At 71.1% G+C, this 19,112-nt stretch carries 13 protein-coding genes and 2 pseudogenes; 9 read left to right on the forward strand and 6 right to left on the reverse strand.

Going from position 1 to position 19,112, the window contains the following annotated elements:
* Positions 1-192 precede the first annotated feature (192 nt).
* From ACIBL4_RS01610 to ACIBL4_RS01620, 3 genes are all read left to right on the forward strand, one after another.
* Entirely contained in the window at positions 193-1,155 is a 963-nt protein-coding gene (locus ACIBL4_RS01610) for a glycoside hydrolase family 6 protein (RefSeq protein WP_399405381.1), read from the forward strand.
* Between the two features lie 83 nt (positions 1,156-1,238).
* On the forward strand, positions 1,239-2,207 hold the full coding sequence (locus ACIBL4_RS01615; protein ID WP_399405383.1) for an ATP-binding cassette domain-containing protein: 969 nt from the start codon (positions 1,239-1,241) through the stop codon (positions 2,205-2,207).
* Complete coding sequence (locus ACIBL4_RS01620; protein ID WP_399405385.1) at positions 2,204-3,022, forward strand: ABC transporter permease; 819 nt, start codon at positions 2,204-2,206, stop codon at positions 3,020-3,022. Before ACIBL4_RS01615 ends, ACIBL4_RS01620 begins: the two co-directional genes overlap by 4 nt.
* Here ACIBL4_RS01620 and ACIBL4_RS01625 read toward each other — a convergent pair.
* The 4 genes from ACIBL4_RS01625 to ACIBL4_RS01640 form a co-directional block, all read right to left on the reverse strand.
* Positions 3,003-6,137 carry an ATP-binding protein gene (locus ACIBL4_RS01625; RefSeq protein ID WP_399405387.1) on the reverse strand — a complete coding sequence of 1,045 codons (3,135 nt, stop codon included), beginning with the start codon at positions 6,135-6,137 and terminating at the stop codon, positions 3,003-3,005. The two genes, ACIBL4_RS01620 and ACIBL4_RS01625, sit on opposite strands and share 20 nt — an antisense overlap.
* Positions 6,138-6,647: 510 nt before the next feature.
* Entirely contained in the window at positions 6,648-7,763 is a 1,116-nt protein-coding gene (locus ACIBL4_RS01630) for a hypothetical protein (RefSeq protein WP_399405389.1), read from the reverse strand.
* Between the two features lie 116 nt (positions 7,764-7,879).
* Positions 7,880-9,721, reverse strand: a complete 1,842-nt coding sequence (locus tag ACIBL4_RS01635) for a glycoside hydrolase family 15 protein (protein WP_399405391.1) — start codon at positions 9,719-9,721, stop codon at positions 7,880-7,882.
* A 110-nt stretch (positions 9,722-9,831) separates the two neighbouring features.
* Complete coding sequence (locus ACIBL4_RS01640; protein ID WP_399405393.1) at positions 9,832-10,314, reverse strand: MarR family winged helix-turn-helix transcriptional regulator; 483 nt, start codon at positions 10,312-10,314, stop codon at positions 9,832-9,834.
* 59 nt (positions 10,315-10,373) lie between these two features.
* Here ACIBL4_RS01640 and ACIBL4_RS01645 point away from each other — a divergent pair.
* From ACIBL4_RS01645 to ACIBL4_RS01660, 4 genes and pseudogenes are all read left to right on the forward strand, one after another.
* Positions 10,374-10,574 (forward strand): annotated as a pseudogene (locus ACIBL4_RS01645) (winged helix-turn-helix domain-containing protein); the annotation flags it as partial.
* A 46-nt stretch (positions 10,575-10,620) separates the two neighbouring features.
* The gene (locus tag ACIBL4_RS01650; RefSeq protein WP_399405395.1) at positions 10,621-13,182 is read left to right on the forward strand and encodes an ATP-binding protein; all 2,562 of its coding nucleotides are present in this window, start codon (positions 10,621-10,623) and stop codon (positions 13,180-13,182) included.
* Positions 13,183-13,275: 93 nt separating this feature from the next.
* Positions 13,276-13,787, forward strand: a pseudogene (locus ACIBL4_RS01655) (sodium-independent anion transporter); the annotation flags it as partial.
* A gap of 114 nt (positions 13,788-13,901) precedes the next feature.
* On the forward strand, positions 13,902-14,435 hold the full coding sequence (locus tag ACIBL4_RS01660; protein ID WP_399405397.1) for a TerD family protein: 534 nt from the start codon (positions 13,902-13,904) through the stop codon (positions 14,433-14,435).
* Between the two features lie 30 nt (positions 14,436-14,465).
* Here the strand turns inward: ACIBL4_RS01660 and ACIBL4_RS01665 are convergent, their stop codons facing one another.
* A complete protein-coding gene (locus ACIBL4_RS01665; RefSeq protein ID WP_399405399.1) occupies positions 14,466-15,854 on the reverse strand; it encodes a glycoside hydrolase family 43 protein in 1,389 nt (462 codons plus the stop codon).
* 240 nt (positions 15,855-16,094) lie between these two features.
* Here ACIBL4_RS01665 and ACIBL4_RS01670 point away from each other — a divergent pair, with 240 nt between their 5' ends.
* The gene (locus tag ACIBL4_RS01670) at positions 16,095-17,519 is read left to right on the forward strand and encodes an amidase (protein ID WP_399405401.1); all 1,425 of its coding nucleotides are present in this window, start codon (positions 16,095-16,097) and stop codon (positions 17,517-17,519) included.
* 73 nt (positions 17,520-17,592) lie between these two features.
* Complete coding sequence (locus ACIBL4_RS01675; RefSeq protein WP_399405403.1) at positions 17,593-18,039, forward strand: type II toxin-antitoxin system PemK/MazF family toxin; 447 nt, start codon at positions 17,593-17,595, stop codon at positions 18,037-18,039.
* On the opposite strand, the gene ACIBL4_RS01680 is transcribed toward ACIBL4_RS01675, so the two are convergent.
* On the reverse strand, positions 18,002-18,844 hold the full coding sequence (locus tag ACIBL4_RS01680; RefSeq protein WP_399405405.1) for a TIGR02452 family protein: 843 nt from the start codon (positions 18,842-18,844) through the stop codon (positions 18,002-18,004). The genes ACIBL4_RS01675 and ACIBL4_RS01680 overlap by 38 nt on opposite strands.
* Positions 18,845-19,112: the final 268 nt, after the last annotated feature.

The following is a 19,112-nucleotide window of genomic DNA, read 5'->3' on the forward strand; positions in this document are numbered from 1 at the left end:
GAGCATCGGCTCTTGACACCTCAACTACCCCGCCACACCATACCGAACACACCCCGACGACTTTCCACTGTTGTTGGGACCGCTTCCAATGGGAGCGCTCCCAAGATCCGGTCGTCACACCGCTCCTGCTCAGGTCGCACGCTCGGGACGAGAGCGTGCGACGTCCCCCTGCCAGGAAATCGAGGTTCAGTCATGCGCAGACTCCGCGCCTTGGCCGCAGCCCTGCTCGCTCTGCCGCTGGCGTTCGCCGCCGCACCGTCCGCCCACGCCGCCGACCCGACCGGCATGACCAGCGGGTTCTACGTGGACCCCGACTCCAGCGCGAAGAGGTGGACCGCCGCCAACCCCGGTGACGGCCGGGCCGGCGCCATCAACGCCTCCATCGCCAACACCCCGATGGCCCGCTGGTTCGGCTCCTGGAGCGGCACCATCGGCACCGCCACGGGCGGGTACGCGGGAGCGGCGGACCGCGTCGACAAGCTCCCCCTCCTCGTCGCCTACAACATCTACAACCGCGACTACTGCGGCGGCCATTCCGCCGGCGGGGCCTCCTCGCCGTCCGCCTACCGGAGCTGGATCGCGCAGTTCGCCGGCGGTATCGCCAACCGCCCGGCCGTCGTCATCCTGGAGCCGGACTCCCTCGGGGACTACGGCTGCATGACCCAGGCCCAGATCGACGAACGCGAAAGCATGCTGACCGGCGCCCTCGCCGAGTTCAACCGCCAGGCCCCCAACACCTGGGTCTACATGGACGCCGGCAATCCGCGCTGGGCCGACGCGGCGACCATGGCCCGGCGCCTCCACGAAGCCGGACTCCGACAGGCCCACGGCTTCTCGCTCAACATCTCCAACTACATCGCCACCGCCGAGAACACCGCCTACGGCAACGCGGTCAACCGTGAACTGAGTTCCCGCTACGGCTACACCAAGCCGTTCGTCGTGGACACCAGCCGCAACGGCAACGGCTCCAACGGCCAGTGGTGCAACCCCTCGGGCCGCCGCATCGGCACCCCCACCCAGCTGGGCGGAGGCGCCGAGATGCTCTTGTGGATCAAGGTGCCGGGCGAGTCCGACGGCAACTGCGGCGTCGGAGGCGGCTCCTCGGCCGGTCAGTTCCTCCCCGAGGTCGCCTACAAGATGATCTACGGCTACTGATCCCGGACTCCCATGGCCCGGTTTCAGGGAGCTGAAAGCACCCTGAAACCGGGCTGAATGCGCCGTGCCGCAACCTCTGCGGCATGACGACGACATCCCGCTCACTTGCCATCGCGGCCAAAGGGCTGCGCAAGGCGTACGGGGACAAGACGGTCCTCGACGGCATCGACCTGGCGGTGCCGACGGGCACCGTGTTCTCCCTGCTCGGTCCGAACGGCGCCGGCAAGACCACCGCCGTGAAGATCCTCTCCACCCTCATCACCGCCGACGCCGGCGAGCTGCACGTCGGCGGCCACGACCTGGCCACCGCGCCGCAGGCGGTGCGGGCCGCGATCGGTGTCACCGGGCAGTTCTCCGCCGTGGACGGGCTGATCACCGGCGAGGAGAACATGCTCCTCATGGCGGACCTGCACCACCTCTCCCGCAGCGAGGGCCGCCGTACCGCGGCCGAAATCCTCGAGCGCTTCGACCTGGTGGAGGCGGCGAAGAAGCCCGTCTCCACGTACTCGGGCGGCATGAAGCGCCGCCTCGACATCGCCATGACACTGGTCGGCGACCCGCGGATCATCTTCCTCGACGAGCCGACCACCGGCCTCGACCCGCGCAGCCGCCACACCATGTGGGGCATCATCCGCGAGCTGGTCTCCGGCGGCGTCACCGTCTTCCTCACCACCCAGTACCTGGAGGAGGCCGACGAACTCGCCGACCGCATCGCGGTGCTGAGCGACGGCAAGCTCGCCGCCGAGGGAAGCGCCGACGAGCTGAAGCGGCTCGTCCCGGGCGGGCACGTGCGGCTGCGGTTCACCGACCCGGCCGCGTACCGGTCCGCCGCCGTCGCCCTGCGCGAGACCACCAGGGACGACGAGGCGCTGTCGCTGCAGATCCCCAGCGGCGGCAGCCAGCGCGAGCTGCGCGCCATCCTCGACTGGCTGGACTCGGCCGGCATCGAGGCGGACGAGCTGACTGTGCACACCCCCGACCTGGACGACGTGTTCTTCGCCCTGACCGGCGACACCACCGTCCCCGACCAGCCCAAGGAGACCGTCCGATGAGCGCCCCCCTGGCTCCTGCCCGCCCGACGCGGATCTCCCTCGCCGTCCGCGACTCGAACACGATGCTGCGTCGCAACCTGCTGCACGTACGGCGCTACCCGTCGATGACCCTGAACCTGCTGCTCACGCCGATCATGCTGCTGCTGCTCTTCGTCTACGTCTTCGGAGGCGTGATGAGCACGGGCATCGGTGGCGGCGGCGCCGACCGCTCCGACTACATCGCCTATCTCGTCCCGGGCCTGTTGATGATGACCATCGGCTCCACCGTGATCGGGGCCGCGATCTCCGTCTCCATGGACATGACCGAGGGCCTCATCGCCCGCTTCCGTACGATGGCGGTCTACCGCGGGTCCGTGCTCATCGGGCACGTCGTCGGCAGCGTGCTGCAGGTGCTCGCCAGCCTGGTCCTCGTCGGTGCCGTCGCCGTGGCCATCGGCTTCCGGTCCACCGACGCCACGGCCCTGGAGTGGCTGGCGGCGTTCGGACTGATCGCGCTGTTCACCCTGGCACTCACCTGGATCGCGGTCGGGATGGGCATGGCCAGCCCGAACCCCGAGGCGGCGAGCAACATGACATACCCGCTGATCCTGCTGCCGCTCATCTCCAGCGCCTTCGTCCCCATCGACGCGATCCCGGGCTGGTTCCAGCCGATCGCCGAGTACCAGCCGTTCACACCGGCCATCGAGACCCTGCGCGGCCTGCTGCTCGGCACCGAGATCGGCGACAACTGGTGGATCGCGCTCGTCTGGTGCGTCGGCCTGACCGCGCTCGGCTACCGCTGGTCGACCTCGCTGTTCAACCGCGACCCGAAGTAACCGGCATGACCGCGCGGGCCGCCTCCCGCAACTCGCCCCGCCCCAGGGCGGCGTACTCCGACACCGCGTCGGCGTACGCCGCCCTGTCGGCCTCCTCGGCCGCCTTCCGGGCGCGGTCCGCCGACATCGTCGGCTGGAAGTCACGCATCACCCGCAGCCGTTCGGCCAGCGCGATCATCCGTACGCCGGTGGTGTCGCCGGACGCGAGCCCCGCCATACCGAGGGCGTGCAACACCGTCCCGATCACGGGGAGTTCCATCGGAGAGCCGGGCGGACCGGAGAGCAGGGTCCGCAGCCCCTGCCGCAGCCGGCCGACAGGCTCCGAGACGAGTTCGAGACGGCCGGCGTGGGCGTGCGCCGTCACGGCCACCGAAAGAATCTGCAGCGCCCACCGGTCGAAGAAGGGGTCGCCGCCGTGTACCGAGCCGACCGCGGGCAGCGGCTGAACGGCGCTGCGCCACAAGCCGAGCCCGACCTCCGTCAGTCCGCGGGCGAGCGCTATCTCGGCGCGCCCGAGGAGGTCCATGCCGTAGTTGTCCTGCTGCGTGGTGCCGGCGACCTCCGCCTGCCGCAGCCAGTACTCGGCCTCGTCGGCGTCGCCGCGCTGCAGGCAGGCGAGGACGAGGCCCCAGCGGACGCCGATGAAGTCGTGCTCGTCGCCGAGTCGCGGCAGCACCTCGAGCGCCGCTTGGAGGTGCCCGTACGCTTCCTCGCCCTGCTCCGTCTGCATGCACAGCTCGCTCAGCCGGGCGTGGCCCATGAGCTGAAGGAACGGGTTGTCGACCGGCGTCAGTTCGGCGATGATCCGGCGCGCCGAGGCGAGCGCGCGGTCGATGTCCTGCTCCGACTCCCAGACGTAGGTGGCGACGCACTCTGCGATGCCGGCGAGCAGCGGCTGCTCGCTGCCGCACAGCTTGTGCAGCGCTTCGTAGTCGGGCGGCAGCATCTCAGGGACCGTGCTCAGCACTGTGGCGATGGCCCGCACCAGCGTGTCCGGCGGGGCCGGGGGCAGCCGCCTGAGGGTGACGAGATGGCGTACGGCGACCGGGCCGTAGCCCATGAACAGGTTCGCCGTGCAGAACACCGCGGCGGCCCGGGCGACTTCGACGTATTCGGGCTCGGGGTGGTAGTGCGACAGCGGCGGGCCGGTGTCCGCGGCGAGGGAGACGAGGCGGGGGTAGTGGGAGCCGGTGGACCACAGGGCGGCGAGGACGGCCGTGAGAGCGGCGGTGGTGGGGCTGTCCGTACGGGCCAGGGCGTGCCGCAGGGCCAGGACGAGGTTGTCCTGCTCCGCTCTGATCAGCTCCCAGGCGGTCAGCGGTTCCGAGCGGAAGAGCCAGTCGTGGTGCGTGACCCCGAAGTCCCGCGCCCAGGCGAGAAACCGGCCGATGGTCTCTTCCTCCTCACCCGCCTCCGCGCGCCGGACCGCACTGAACTCCCGTACGGTCTCCAGCATCCTGAACCGCACACCGGCCGGAGTCTCGGCGACGGTGAGCAGCGACTGATCGGCCAACTGCTCCAGCAGGAACAGCGCGTCCTCGCCGAGCACCTGCTCCGCCGCCTCACCGGAGAAGCCACCGGGGAAGACGGACAGCGTGCGCATCGCCGCCCTGGCCTCCTCGTCGAGGAGATTCCAGCTCCACTCCACGACCGCGTGCAGTGTGCGGTGGCGTTCCGGTGCGTCCCGTGCCCCGCCGCGCAGCAGCGCGAACCGGTCGCCGAGGCGGCGGGCGATCTCCGGTACCGACAGCACCCGCACCCGGGCCGCGGCCAACTCCACGGCGAGCGGCAGCCCGTCGAGGTGGCGGCACAGCTCGGCCACCGCGTCCGGCGGCAGCTCCACACCGGTCCTGGCGGCCCGGGCCCGCTGTGTGAACAGCTCGACCGAGGTGTCGAGACCGAGCTCCGGCAGCGCGTACACCGCCTCCGACGTGAGGCCGAGCGGGGCCCGGCTGGTGGCGAGCACCCGCAGGTCCTTCGAGGACGAGACCAGGGCCTGTACGAGGCCGGCGGCGCCCTGGACGACCTGCTCGCAGTTGTCCAGCGCCAGCAGAGCGGGCCCGGAGCCGAGCACGCCGAGGATGCCGGACACCGGGTCGGCCGGGGTGTGGCCGCCCACGGCGCCGGGCCGCCTCTCCCCCGCGCCGAGCGCGGAGGCCACCTCCGCGGCCACGTCCTCGTCCGCGGTGACGGCGGCGAGCGGCACGAAATACACCACCTGCTGCTCGGCCCGGCGGCTGACGGCGTGCGCGAGCCGGGTCTTGCCGAGGCCGCCGGGGCCGACGACCGTGACGGCGCGGGAAGCCCGCAGCAGCCGCTCCACCTCCGCGATGTCCTCGTCCCGGCCGAGCAGCGGGTTCGGCTCGTGCGGTACGCCGTGCCTGACCACCGGCGCCTCGCCGCGCAGCAGCTCCCGCTGTACGGCCTTGAGCCCGGGGCCCGGATCGGTGCCGAGCGTCTGGCGCAGCTCACGGCGGTACGCCTCGTACCGCGCCAGCGCGGCGGACGGGCCCGCCGTCGCCGCCTCGACGCGCAGCAGCTCGACGAGTATCTCCTCGTCGCGCGGATGCTCCGCTGCTGCCACGGCCAGCGGCCCGGCCGCCTCCGCGTGCCGTCCGAGGCGGGCGAGTGCGAGCGCCCGCGCGCGGACGAGCGTGCCGCGGACGGGGGCACGCTCGGCGCGCAACACGGCCACGGGGTCCTCGGTGTCACCGGCCTCGTCAGGGGTGCCCTCCCACAGCGCGAGTCCGGCCTCGGCCGCGGCCAGCGATCCGGAGTGGTCCCCGGCCCTGGCCCGGTCCGCGCTCGCGGCGGCGTGCAGCAGCAGGGCGGAGCTGTCGACCTGGTCCTCGGCGAGGGTGAGCCGGTATCCGGTCGGCGTGCTCGCGATGACGTCGGCGCCCAGCTGCGCCCGCGCCCTGGACACGAGGACCTGCACCGCCTTCGTCGGCCGCTCCGGCAACTGGTCCGGCCACAGCCCGGCCACCAGGCGCTCGGTGCTGCAGCCCGTGCGCAGGTCGCCGGCGAGCAGCGCGAGGAGGCCGCGGAGCCGGGGCGCGGTGATCTCCTGTCCGCGATGGGCGACACGCGGCAGGAGGGTGAGGTCGGTGGTCACGCGTGCAGATTAGCCAAGGCACCCGCCCCGCCGTCTCCTCGCGCACCGCTGGAACCTCGCAGGCTGCGGTCAGCGTGCCGAAGCGGAGCTGGTCGTAACCGCCGCTGTTGGGGCCGTAGTTGCCGCCGCCCGCCGAGCATCACCCACACGGGGCGGATGCCCACGCGGCCGTGGTCGGAGATCGCGGGCGATGTACTGGGCCGCCTTGAAGAAGCGGTTGTCGTCGTAGCAGTACAGGTCGACGCCCTGGTGGTAGGCCATCTCGCAGATGGCGCCCAGCTGGCCGGTCCCACGGTCCGCCGAGCGGTGAACACAGCCAGTGCGCTGCGTCGTCCGGCCGTCCGGAGCGGACGCCCCGAGCACCGGGCCGGGGGCGGCCGGTGAACCTGACCCGTGGCGAAGACCGTGAGGGTGCCCATCAGGGCGGCCCGGTGGTCGTACCGCTGGGTGCCCGGCCGCCCTTCCGTGTGCTTCCTGTCTCTTGTGCCTCCTGGGCCTCCGCGTGCCGGTCTACTGGTGGCCGGCCGCCCGGGCCAGGCTCTCGCCCAGGCCTTCGCGGCGGATGCGCTGGTCGATGTAGAGCAGAGTGCTGACCATCTGTGTGAAGGCGGTGGCGAGCAGCTGGACCACCAGCGCGACGACGACGGTGAGGATCAGATAGGTCCACAGGCCGGGCAGCGCGTCGCCGTACACGTGGGTGAAGAACTCGCCGATGTCGGAGGGCGGTTCGTCGGACGGGCCGTAGGCGTCGTACGAGGGCTGCGGACCGGCGAACAGCAGCGGGATCTGCACGACCCACCCTCCGACGGCCACCATGGCCCAGGTGAGCAACAGGATGCCGAACGTGCGCCACCAGGCACCGCGGACCAGCCGGAACGAACGCTTCAGGGCGGTGACCGGGCCGGCCGACTCAAGGACCGCGGCGGCGGGCGCGAACGAGAAGCACACCACCAGCCACATCACCAAGGGCAGGATCAGCAGCCCGAGCAAGAACACGAGCCCTGGCGCCATCAGGGGACTCTCGGCCGCCACCAGCAGGGCGATCAGGCTGACCCAGACCAGGAAGAAGAGGGCGATCGGGATCGCGATCAGCAGATACATGAGGAGTGTGATGCCGAGCACCGACGGTGTACGGGCCCAGGCGCGGCGCCATACCGCACCGAAGGTGGTGCGCCGGCCCAGCACGGCGTGTTCCAGGACCACCGGGCTGACAGCGGAGAGGAACGAGTTCACCAGCAGGGTGAGCAGCATGAGCACCAGGTACGCCACCACGACGGAGATGGCGATCGGCCTTGCCATGGCCCAGGTCGGTTCGTCGGCGTGGATCAGTACCTTCCAGTCGTCCTCGACGCTGAGGTAGGCCACCGCGAACGCGCCGGCCGCCGCGGCGAGGAGCAGGGCGAGGCCCGCGCCCATCGCGCCGAACAACTGCCGCGCGTACCGCCCCATCGTCGAGAACGCACCGCTGTAGACGGCCCCGAGCCCGAGCGGTGCCAGCGGTATCACGCCCGGTCTGGGCGGTGGCGGCTGCCAGCCGCCCCAGCCGTAGGGACCGTACGGCCCCTGCGGACCGTTCGGTCCTTGCGGCCCGTTCGACCCCTGCGGTCCCCACCCCTGGTGCGCCATACCGTGTTCCGTTCTTTGTTCGGGACGGCATACGTTAGCCCAGGTCGAGCGGGGGTCAGCCGGGGGTGTAGCGGACACCTGCCTGAGCCGATGCCAAGGCCCCCGGACCGCTGCCGTCACCGAAACCACGCGTGAGTGGAGAGCTCCGGGCGTACGCCGCGCTGCGTGCGGCCGAGGACGACGGCACTGGACAGCAGCCCGACGTGGCTGAGTGCCTGCGGGAAATTGCCGAGGAAGGAGCGGTCTGCGGGGTCGATCTGTTCGGCGAACAGGCCGAGCGGGCTGGCGTAGGAGCACAGCTGCTCGAACAGCTCGGACGCTTCGTCGACGCGCCCCTGGCCCGCGAGGTTGTCCACCAGCCAGAAACTGCACAGCAGGAAGGCGCCCTCGGGCTCCTGGATGCCGTCGGGTGAGTCCTGCGGCAGGTAGCGGTACAGCAGGCCGTCGCCCGCGCCGAGGCGTTCGGTGATCGCCTGGGTGGTGGCGATCATGCGGGGATGGTCGGCGGGGAGGACGCGTCTGAGGGGCAGGGCGAGCAGGGAGGCGTCCAGGCCGCCTCTTGCGCCGAGGTGCTCTGTGAAGGAGTGCGTGTGCTCATCCCAGGCGTCGTGGATGATCCGCCCGGCGAGGTGGCGGGCCTCCGCAGCCCACGTGGAGGCGTCGTACGGGAGATTCAGGCGGGTGGCGAGTCGTGCGGCACGGTCGAGCGCCACCTGGCACATCGCTGCCGAGTAGGTGAACGGGCGTCCGTGGGTGCGTACTTCCCAGATGCCGTGATCCGGTCTCCTCCAAGCGGTGCGGGCCTGCTCGGCCAGGCCTGCCAGTCGGTGCCAGAGGCCGGCGCTCAAGGTCCGGCCTGTGGCCGCCCATTGGAAGGCGCAGTCCAGCAGTTCTCCATAGACGTCGTGCTGGAGCTGTTCGGCGGCGGCGTTTCCCCACCGTACGGGTGCGGAGCGGCGGTAGCCTTCCAGCTCCTCGTCGATCACTTCCGGCGGCGGTGGCCGGCCGTCCACGTCGTACAGCACGCGCAGCCGCCCCTCCCGCCAGGCGGCGGTCAGCGCCCAGTCGAGGAAGCCCCCGGCCTCGTCGGGAAGGCCGATGCGGCGCAGGGCGAAGACGGTGTACGCCGCGTCACGGATCCACGCGTAGCGGTAGTCCCAGTTCCGGTCGCCTCCGATGCGTTCGGGCAGGGAGGACGTCGCGGCGGCGACGATGGCGCCGTTCTCGACGTAGTCGAGGAGCTTCAGGGTGATGGCCGAGCGGCGTACCAGGTCAGTGCGGGGAGTGTCGTCCACTACGAAAGCCGACCAGCGGCGCCACGCCCGTACGGTGCCGTCGATGGACTGGGATACTGATCGCCCCGAGTCGGCGCCCCGTCGTTCACTCCAGCGCATACGGAACCAGAAGTCCTCGCCCTGGTTCAGGGACAGGGTGCACCGGGGACCGGGCAGTGGCCGCGAGGCGGTCAGGTGCAGCTTCAGGGCTTGCCGGGGGCACGTCAGGTGCCAGCCCGCGGCCTGACGCTCGACGTGGGTTTCACCCCGTGGCTGCACCGCCACTGCCAGATCGACAGAGCCCTGTGTGACGCGCGCGTGCCGGACCAGCTCCCCTGTTCCGACGGGGGCGTCCACTTCCAACCGCGCACCTGGCTGCAGGAGGAACGCGTCGGTGATCTCGACGACTCCGGTGTCCGCACGCAGTTCTGTCACGAGGACGCCGGTGTCCTCCATGTAGTGCTGGCGGCTCAGCCGCAGTCCCTCTGGTGCCAGCAGGAAGGAACCGCCGCGGTGCCGGTCGAGCAGCGAACAGAACAGGGGCGGGGCGTCGAACCGCGGGACGCACATGAAGCTGATGGCGCCATCGCGGCCCACCAGGGCGCACCCCCGGCCGTCGCCGATCAGGCCGTGGTCCTCGATCGGCAGGTACCCCTCGTGTGGCGCCGGCGACCACTCGTTCATGCGTGACTCTGTACCCACCGGGGGCGGACCGGATCAGGCGCCGAGTGCGGCGGTTTGCACGATGTACCGCTGGTCGGGGACTCGAGATCCCCCGACTCGCCGCACACCCCCTAGCGGGGCGGCCTGACCTCGCGGCGCTGGACGGCCGCAGTGCCTCCGAGGTCGTCGAGGAGGTCGGCGAGCAGGGTGCGGGCGGCGTCGAGGGCCGTGGTGCCGAAGCGCTGCCGGAGTCGTTCTTCCAGTGCTGCCCGGGCATGGCGGGCGGCGGCGACGGCTTCGTGGCCGCGGGGGGTGAGCGTGACGCGGCGGATGCGGGCGTCGCGGGGGTCCGGGAGGCGTTCGGTGTAGCCGAGGCGTTCGAGTTCGGCGACCGTTTTGGAGGCTCCCTGCTGGGTCATGTCGAGCTTCTCGGCGAGATCGCCGATGGTGGGCTGGGCGTGGAGGAGGTGCTGGAAGACGTAGCCGTGGGACATGCGCAGGTCGGAGAAGCCGTGGGCGGCGAGTTCGTCTTGGACGGCGGCGGTGGCGGCGAAGCCCGCGAAGAGGGCGAGCGTGCCGGTGTCGAGGTCGTATGGGTCGAGTGGCTGCTGCATGGGCCCACTCTGCCATTGAACAACACCGGTTGCACAACTATGGTTGTTTACATGTCGGAGTGGAGCTCCTGGTGACCAACCCGGGCCGTCCGGTCACACAGAAGCGGCTCCTGCAGGAGGTCTGAGGACCGTCCTCAGGAAACAGGACCAACTATCTTCGGGTGTACATGGCCCAGCTCAGGCGCAAACTCGAAACGGACCCTTCCCATCCGCGCTACCTGATCACCGAGCCCGGCACGGGTTACCGCTTCGAGGCCTGACCACCTCCCCGAATCCACCCCCGCAAGGAAACCCAGAGACCAGTCCATGGCACGCGGCAAGCTTCGGATCTACCTCGGCGCGGCACCCGGCGTCGGCAAGACCTACGCCATGCTGTCCGAAGCCCACCGCCGTATCGAGCGGGGCACCGACTGCGTGGTCGCCTTCGTCGAGCACCACGACCGGCCACGCACCGAGGTGATGCTGCACGGCCTGGAGCAGGTACCGAGGAAGCAGCTGGAGTACCGGGGCACGACGTTCACGGAGATGGACGTCGACGCCGTCCTCGCACGCCGCCCGCAGGTCGCGCTCGTGGACGAACTCGCCCACACCAACATCCCCGGCTCCCGTAACGCCAAGCGGTGGCAGGACGTCGGGGAACTGCTCGAGGCAGGCATCGACGTCGTCTCGACGGTCAACATCCAGCATCTGGAGTCGCTGGGCGACGTCGTCGAGTCGATCACGGGGGTACGGCAGAAGGAGACGGTTCCCGACGAGGTGGTACGCCGCGCCGGCCAGATCGAACTGGTCGACATGTCACCCGAGGCGCTGCGCCGCCGGATGGCGCACGGCAACATCTACAAGCCGGACAAGATCGACGCGGCCCTTTCCAACTACTTCCGGCCCGGCAACCTCACCGCCCTGCGAGAGCTGGCTCTGCTGTGGGTGGCCGACCGGGTGGACGAATACCTGCAGCAGTACAGGGGCGAGCACGGCGTATCGAAGATCTGGGGATCGCGCGAGCGGATCGTGGTCGGTCTCACGGGCGGTCCCGAGGGGCGTACGCTGATCCGCCGCGCCGCACGCCTCGCCGAGAAGGGCGCCGGTGGCGAGGTGCTGGCCGTCTACATCGCGCGCAGCGACGGCCTGACGTCGGCCTCGCCCAAGGAACTGGCCGTCCAGCGCACCCTGGTGGAGGACCTGGGCGGCACCTTCCATCATGTCGTCGGCGACGACATCCCGACCGCACTGCTGGACTTCGCGCGCGGGGTGAACGCGACCCAGATAGTGCTCGGCGCCAGCCGCCGCCGGTCCTGGCAGTACATGTTCGGCCCCGGCGTGAGCGCCCTCGTGGCCCGCGAATCCGGCCCGGACCTGGACGTCCACATCGTCACCCACGACGAGGTGGCCAAGGGCCGCGGACTGCCGATCGCGCGCGGCGCCCGGCTGGGCCGTGCCCGCATCATCTGGGGGTGGCTGGTCGGCGTACTCGGCCCGCTCCTGCTCGCCTTCGTCCTCACGCACATCGGCACCGGGCCGGACCTGACCAGCGACGTGCTGCTGTTCCTGGCCCTGACGGTCGGGGCCGCCCTGCTCGGCGGGCTGCTGCCCGCCCTGGCCTCGGCGACTGCCGGCTCGGTGCTGCTCAACTGGTACTTCACGCCGCCGGTCCACACCTGGACGATCTCCGATCCGGAGAACATCGTCGCCATCGCCGTGTTCTTCGCGGTCGGCGTCTCCGTCGCCTCGGTCGTCGACCTGGCGGCCCGTCGTACGCACCAGGCGGCCCGGCTCCGTGCCGAGGCAGAGATCCTCTCCTTCCTGGCGGGCAGTGTGCTGCGCGGCGAGACCAGTCTGGAGGCGCTGCTGGAACGAGTCCGCGAGACGTTCAGCATGGACTCGGTCGCGCTGATGGAACGGGAATCGGACGTCGCCCCGTGGACGGTCACGGCCGGCGTCGGAGACAGCCGCCCCATGACGCGCCCTGAGGACGCCGACGTCGACATGCCCGTCGGCGATCACATGGCCCTCGCCCTGTCCGGCCGCGTCCTGCCGGCCGAGGACCGCCGGGTGCTCGCGGCGTTCGCCGCCCAGGCCGCCGTCGTCCTGGACCGGCAACGCCTGCAGCACCAGGCCGACCAGGCCAAGGAACTGGCCGAAGGCAACCGCATCCGCACCGCCCTGCTGGCCGCCGTCAGCCACGACCTGCGCACCCCGCTGGCCGCGATCAAGGCCGCGGTCACCTCGCTCCGGTCCGACGACGTCGACTGGTCCGAGGAGGACCAGGCCGAACTCCTCGCCGGGATCGAAGAGGGCGCAGACCGCCTGGACCACCTCGTGGGCAACCTCCTCGACATGTCCCGGGTGCAGACCGGCACCGTCGCTCCTCTGATCCGGGAGATCAACCTGGAGGAGGTGGTGCCGATGGCGCTGGGCGGCATACCGGACCCCGAGGAGAGCGTGGAGCTGGACCTCCCCGAGACACTGCCGATGGTCTCCGTGGACCCGGGGCTGCTGGAACGGTCGGTCGCCAACATCGTCGAGAACGCGGTCAAGTACAGCCCGCCCGGTGAGCCGGTGCTCGTCTCGGCGAGCGCCATCACCGACCGGGTGGAGATCCGCGTGGTGGACCGTGGTCCGGGCGTCCCCGACGAGGCCAAGGCCCGTATCTTCGAGCCCTTCCAGCGGTACGGCGACGCCCCGCGCGGCGCCGGCGTCGGCCTCGGCCTGGCGGTGGCGCGCGGCTTCGCGGAGACGATGGGCGGCACCCTCGACGCCGAGGACACACCGGGCGGCGGACTCACCATGGTGCTCAGCCTCCCGTCGGCTGCGGGTCGCCCACCCGTCCCGCACGGACCCGACACCTCGAAGGCGGTCAGTGCCGTCTGAGTGTCGATCCGTCGGGAGAGGCCGGAGCCGACCGTGCTTCAGGACCGTACGGATTCCCTGATCCACCAGGCGCGACAGCGCAGGATTGGCCGGTCCGCCGGCATCGCGGTGCCGGCTGTGGGCGGCAGGGGCGACCTGCCGTCCTCCCTGCCGGTACCGGGCCTGCCGGATGTGTCCCGCAGCGCCGATCGACCATGCCGGAGCCGGCCGGCGATGATCGGCCAGACAATGATCAATGTGAAGGTGTCCGGCGCGCACCCGCCTGTCCACCTTTCTGGCGGGCTCCTTCCTGATGGTGCTGTGCATCGTCTTCGGGCTGCCCTGGTGATGGTGATGGTGTCCTTCGCGACCTTCGACTGGCACACCGTCGCCCCGAAGACCCCCAAGCGGATGCCCGCCGGGGAGATCACCGTCATGGTCATCACCGTCGCCTGCGTGGTCGCCACCGACAACCTCGCCATCGGCGTCGTCGTGCCGCCCATATCTGGGACGCCATCGAGACCAAGTACGCCCAGCGCGGCAAGAGCGTCGAGATCATCGGCCTGAACAAGCCGAGCGCCCAGATCCACGAAAGGCTCAGCGGCGAACTCACCGGCAGCCACTGACGCCTATCAGGCCCACGCGGGCCGCCCAAGGCTTCAACAGGTTGACCGAGAGCCATACTTGACCATGGGGGCAACCACCCCGTGATGGCTTGACGTGGGAGAGGCAGCGATCCGGTGAGCAGCGACAGGCAGTACGTAGGGAAGGCCGAGGTGCGGCTCAAATGGGACCCGAGTCCCTGGAATCAGCCGCCCCACCATCTCGACATCATCGCCACGACCTACTCGGCGGAGGCCCCCTACGGGCGGCCGGTGTACGTCGTCCACTTCGACAGCCGCTCACCGGACGGCACCATCAACATGAGCCGGCACAGCCAGACCGGCCAGGGCTTCGGCTACGTCGAAGTGATGACCCTGGAACTCGATCGCCTCGCCTCCTCCTTCGCACGGGTGGTCGTGGGCGTAGCGATCCACCAGAACAGCGGTCCCAAGACCTTCGGTGACATGTCGAACGCTGGAGTGCTGGTCGTCGAGGGCTACAAGGAGCTTCTGAAGGACGACTTCGCGCAGGTCTCCGCATCCACCGCAGCGACAGTCGCGGAGTTCACCCGGCTTCCCTCCGGGGCATGGGAGTTCCACGAGATGGTCCGCGGGTTCGACAGTGACCCCACGGTCTTCACCGCGGAGATGGGTGGCGCCCCACAGCCCTGACCGCGGAGCCCGGGTCAGCAGCGGTGCAGGTCACGCCCAGGCAGCCACCGGCACGAACGAGCTGTCCTGGCGGAACAGGTCCGTCCCGTCGGCGCGTTCCACGCGGAGCTGGTAGGCGTAGTGGCGCAGGTAGTGCCCGGGGTAGTTGTACGACTCGAAGCGGACGGCGCCCGATGCCGTGCCGGTCCGGAGGACGAACGTGGCGTCCTTGGCGAACGTGCTCGTGCCGTCGTTCGGGTCGAAGCGGGCGCGGAAGTCCCAGTGGCGCAGGTAGTTGCCGGCCGCGTCGCGGAAGGAGCAGCCGCTCGCGTCGGCCAGGCCGGCGACGACCGTGAAGGTGGCGGCCTGCTTCTCGGCGGTGGTGCTGGAGCCGCTGACCACGGGCAGGTTGAGGAGCCCGGACTGCTGCTGCCAGTAGCGGGTCGAGTAGTTGGCCGACCGGAAGGAGCGGGTGGTGTTGCGGGCGAGACTCGGGCCGCCGGAGACCGTCTCCTTGACGACCGTGAAGTGCCGGGCCGTACCGGAGATACCGGGGAGCGCGGCCGGTGCCGTCCAGGTGACGAAGGTGTCGTAGCTGTCGGAGTAGTAGTAGCTGTGGTCGCCGTAGCCGTCGAAGAAGATGCGCCAGCCGCCGTTGTCGAGCCGCACCAGCGCCGGACCCTCGCGGTAACTGCCCCAGCCCGCCCAGTCGCCCGTCCTGCGGATCGTGTACGGGCCGGTGAGGTTCGAGGCGGTGGCGTACTCGATGTACTTCGTCGTCTCGTTCTTCGGGAAGGCGTGGTAGGTCGAGCCGATCTTCACGATGAACGTGTCGATGTGGTTGGCGCCGATGCCCGCGAGCGCGACCGGTGTACTCCACGCCGTCAGGGCCGAGTTGGTGGCCCTGAGCAGATACGGCGTGAAGATCCACTCGTCGTTCGTGGTGGAGCAGGACACGATGACGCTGACGCTGCCGTCGCTGTCGACGAACCACTCGGGCGCCCAGGCGCGGGAGAGGTTCGCGACGGGGACGGTGTAGTCGTACAGGAACGTCCAGTTGACACGGTCGGAACTGCGGGCGAAACCGATGGTCCTGCTGGTGTCCTGCCAGGTGTGCGTGGTGTAGGTGACGTAGTAGTAGCCGTCGGTGTGTCTGATGACGCTCGCGTCGCGGATCCGGTTCGCGGGTGGTGTGTACGCGGAGGAGCGCAGCAGCCGGAAGTCGGTGGCGTCGTCCGACTGGTAGACGTTGACCGTCCCGTCGTCGCTGTCGAGGAACGGCACGATCGTGTAGCGGGTGGCCGAGCCGTTCGGCGGCGCGGCGGCCAGGGCGCTGCCGAGCAGTCCGGGCGCCTCGCCCAGGAGCACCGCCGTGGCGGGCAGGGCTGCCAGGGCGCGCAGGAGCGTACGGCGGGACGGGGCGGCGGGGTGTGAGGTCACGGGCGGCTCTCCCTGAGACACAGGGATCGATATACCGAACAAGGTTCGGCAACTCGATCAGACGTGAGGGATCAGAAAGTAAGGGCGAGGCGGAGAGGCGTCAATGGTTTGAACAGGAGCGGAAGAGCCCAGTGAGGTAGATGTGGCCAGTGGGTGGATTTGCACTTCCGTCGTCGGCGTTCCGCCGTCGGCCATCGGACGTTACCGTTCGGTAGAGAGGTTGCTTCCGGAGGTGTCCGTATGACGCTCGACCGTCCCGCAGGCCTGGCGGAGACCGCCCGTGCGCTGGCCGCCGGGGATGTGACGTCCCGGGCGCTGGTCGAGCGGACGCTGGCGCGGATCGAGGCCACACAGGGCAGCATCAACGCCTTCCGGATCGTCCGGGCGGAGGCGGCTCTCGCCGAGGCCGAGGCCGCCGACCGGGAACTCGCCGCGGGTGTGCGCAGGCCGCTGCTCGGGGTGCCCGTCGCCGTGAAGGACGACATGGACGTCGCCGGTGAGCCGACCGCCTTCGGCTGCTGCGGGGAGTTCCCGCCGGTCGCCGAGGACGGCGAGGCGGTGCGGCGGCTGCGCGCGGCCGGAGCCGTGATCGTCGGCAAGACCAACACCTGTGAGTTCGGGCAGTGGCCCTTCACCGAGGGGCCGGCCTTCGGCGCCACGCGCAATCCGTGGAGCACGGCCCATACGCCGGGTGGTTCCTCGGGCGGTTCGGCCGCCGCGGTCGCCGCCGGTCTGGTGCCCGCCGCGCTCGGCTCGGACGGGGCCGGCTCGGTGCGGATCCCGGCCGCGTGGACCCATCTGGTCGGCATCAAGCCGCAGCGCGGCCGCGTCTCCACCTGGCCGCGCGGCGAGTCCTTCCAGGGCATCACCGTCAACGGCACCCTGGCCCGTACGGTCGCCGACGCGGCCCTGCTGCTGGACGCGGCGAGCGGCAACCACGCGCTGGACCCGCACCGGCCCCCGGCCGTCGACGCGTCGGCGGCCGTCGGCCGCGACCCCGGGCGGCTGCGCATCGCGCTCGCCCTCAAACCGCCGTTCACGGCCGTGCCCGCCCGGCTTCTGCCTGAGGTGCGGACGCGGGTCGTCGAACTCGCCGAGCGGCTGGCGGCGTTGGGGCACACGGTCGAGGAGGCGGACCCACCGTACGGGCGGATCGGGCTGACCTTCGTGCCGCGCGCGACGGCCGGGATCGCCGAGCGGGTGGCCGAGGCGCCCTTCCCGGCACTCCTGGACCGGCGCACCCTGGGAGCGGCGCGGCTGGGGCGGCTGCTCGGCGGGGCACCGCTGCGGGCGGCCCGGCGGGCCGAGACCGTCCTGCACGGCCGTATCGGCGGGTTCTTCACCTCGTACGACGTCGTCCTCGCGCCCACCACCGCCGCTCCCCCGCCCCGGATCGGCGCCCTGCTGGAACTCAGCGGCTTCGCCACCGACCGGGCGATGATCGCCGCCTGCCCGTACGCCTGGCCGTGGAACGTGCTGGGCTGGCCGGGCGTCAACGTACCCGCCGGTTTCACGGCGGACGGTCTGCCCGTCGGGGCCCAGTTGCTGGGCCCGGCGAACAGCGAACCGCTTCTGGTGCAGGTGGCCGCGCAGTTGGAGGCGGAGCTGCGGTGGCACGAGAAGTGGCCTGCGCCGCCGGTCGCCGAACGTTCGGCCGCCGCCTGAGCGACCGTGCGGGGTTTCGCCGGGCGGACCGGTCGGTGGCCGGGTGCATGGGAGCAGCGTCTAGGGTGCCCGCGTGACCGCGTTTACCGATGAAAACGTCCCGGGCCGCTTCGGCCCCTCCGCCACCACTCAGGCCGATTCGCGCGAGGTGGGCCGGGTGCGCACCGAGTACTCGCCCGCGCACGACGGCGACCCCGACCCCGGCGAGATCGTCTGGACGTGGGTGCCCTTCGAGGAGAACGACGGGCGCGGCAAGGACCGCCCGGTGCTCGTGGTCGCCCGCGAGCCGGCGGGGACGTTCCTCGCCGTGCAGTTGTCCAGCAAGCGGCATGACGGCGATCGGGAGTGGGTGCCGATCGGCAGCGGACCGTGGGACCGGTCGGGCCGCGAGTCGTGGGTCGATGTGGACCGGGTCCTGCGTCTGCACGAGGACGGCATGCGCCGGGAGGCCTGCGCCCTGGACCGTATGCGGTTCAACCTCGTCAGGCACCGGCTGCGGGAACGCTACGGCTGGAACTGAAAGCCTGTTCGAAGGCGCCCCGCACCGCGGCGCCGGGCGTCCGGTCCAGCACCCCGAAGACGACGTGCTCGAAGGCCCCCGCGAAGCGCCCGCCGGGTTCCAGCAGCGTCCGGAACGCCCCAGCGACCTGCGCCGGATCGTTGCGGAAGACGCCGCATCCCCAGGCGCCCAGCACCAGACGCCGGTAGCCGTGGGCGGCGGCCGTCTCCAGGACCCGTTCGGCGCGGACGGCCAGCGCCCGCGGCAGTTCGGGGGCCCGCTCGGGTGCCGTGCGGTGGACCACGCCCGCGTTGGGCGCCGCCGCGGTCAGGAAGCCGGCGGTGTACGGCTCGTCCAGCAGGCGGCCTCGGTCGTCGCGGAAGACGGGCACGCCGGGTGAGTGGATGACACGGTCCGTGTAGAACGGGTCACGGTGGGCGCGGTGGTGGTCGTAGAACGCGCTGGCCCGGAGCAGGCAGGTGTACAGCGCGGAGGCCCGGCACAGGGCCTCTTCCTGGGCCTGGGCGCCGTTGAGGTAACCGCCGCCGGGGTTGCGGGCGGAGGCGAAGTTCAGTACCGCCACGTGTCCGCCGAGCCGGCGGGCGGCCTCCAGGCTGCTCTCGCCCGTGACCTCGGCCAGCGTCCGAGTCACCTGAACGGAGGGCACGGGCACCGGCACCGGTTCCGGACCGTACATGCGCGTGCCCTCGCGGGCCGCCCGGAGTTGGGCCGCGAGGGACACCTCGCGCCCGTCCGGCGCCCGGTAGGCGCCCGCCGCCACGATCTGTTCGGTCTGCTGCGCGACGCCGCGCAGGCGCGCGCTCACGGCGCCACCCCCGTGTGCGCCGTGACCGCGTGCCTGCGCGTCGGTCTTGTCGTGCTCACGCAGGCATGGTGGGTGATGCCGGACGTGCGGTGCAACGCAGTTTTCGCCACGGGAGAACACCGGGGAGAACACCGGGGAAAGCACCGGGAAACGCCCGGCCGGCCCGGATGGCCGCCCCGGAACGCCCCGGTACGCCCCCTTGTGCCGAGCGACACGAGGGACTTGGGTGGGACGAGTGATCCCGGCCCGGGCCGCCGAAGTGCCCGAA

Source organism: Streptomyces sp. NPDC050416 (genome assembly GCF_044458845.1).
Classification (GTDB): domain Bacteria; phylum Actinomycetota; class Actinomycetes; order Streptomycetales; family Streptomycetaceae; genus Streptomyces.

What these genes read in the sequence shown, in the direction of transcription:
- ACIBL4_RS01610 (WP_399405381.1), top strand. Translation starts at nt 193, where the DNA reads ATGCGCAGACTCCGCGCCTTGGCCGCAGCCCTGCTCGCTCTGCCGCTG.
- ACIBL4_RS01615 (WP_399405383.1), top strand. Translation starts at nt 1,239, where the DNA reads ATGACGACGACATCCCGCTCACTTGCCATCGCGGCCAAAGGGCTGCGC.
- ACIBL4_RS01620 (WP_399405385.1), top strand. Translation starts at nt 2,204, where the DNA reads ATGAGCGCCCCCCTGGCTCCTGCCCGCCCGACGCGGATCTCCCTCGCC.
- ACIBL4_RS01630 (WP_399405389.1), bottom strand. Translation starts at nt 7,763, where the DNA reads ATGGCGCACCAGGGGTGGGGACCGCAGGGGTCGAACGGGCCGCAAGGA.
- ACIBL4_RS01635 (WP_399405391.1), bottom strand. Translation starts at nt 9,721, where the DNA reads ATGAACGAGTGGTCGCCGGCGCCACACGAGGGGTACCTGCCGATCGAG.
- ACIBL4_RS01640 (WP_399405393.1), bottom strand. Translation starts at nt 10,314, where the DNA reads ATGCAGCAGCCACTCGACCCATACGACCTCGACACCGGCACGCTCGCC.
- ACIBL4_RS01650 (WP_399405395.1), top strand. Translation starts at nt 10,621, where the DNA reads ATGGCACGCGGCAAGCTTCGGATCTACCTCGGCGCGGCACCCGGCGTC.
- ACIBL4_RS01670 (WP_399405401.1), top strand. Translation starts at nt 16,095, where the DNA reads ATGACGCTCGACCGTCCCGCAGGCCTGGCGGAGACCGCCCGTGCGCTG.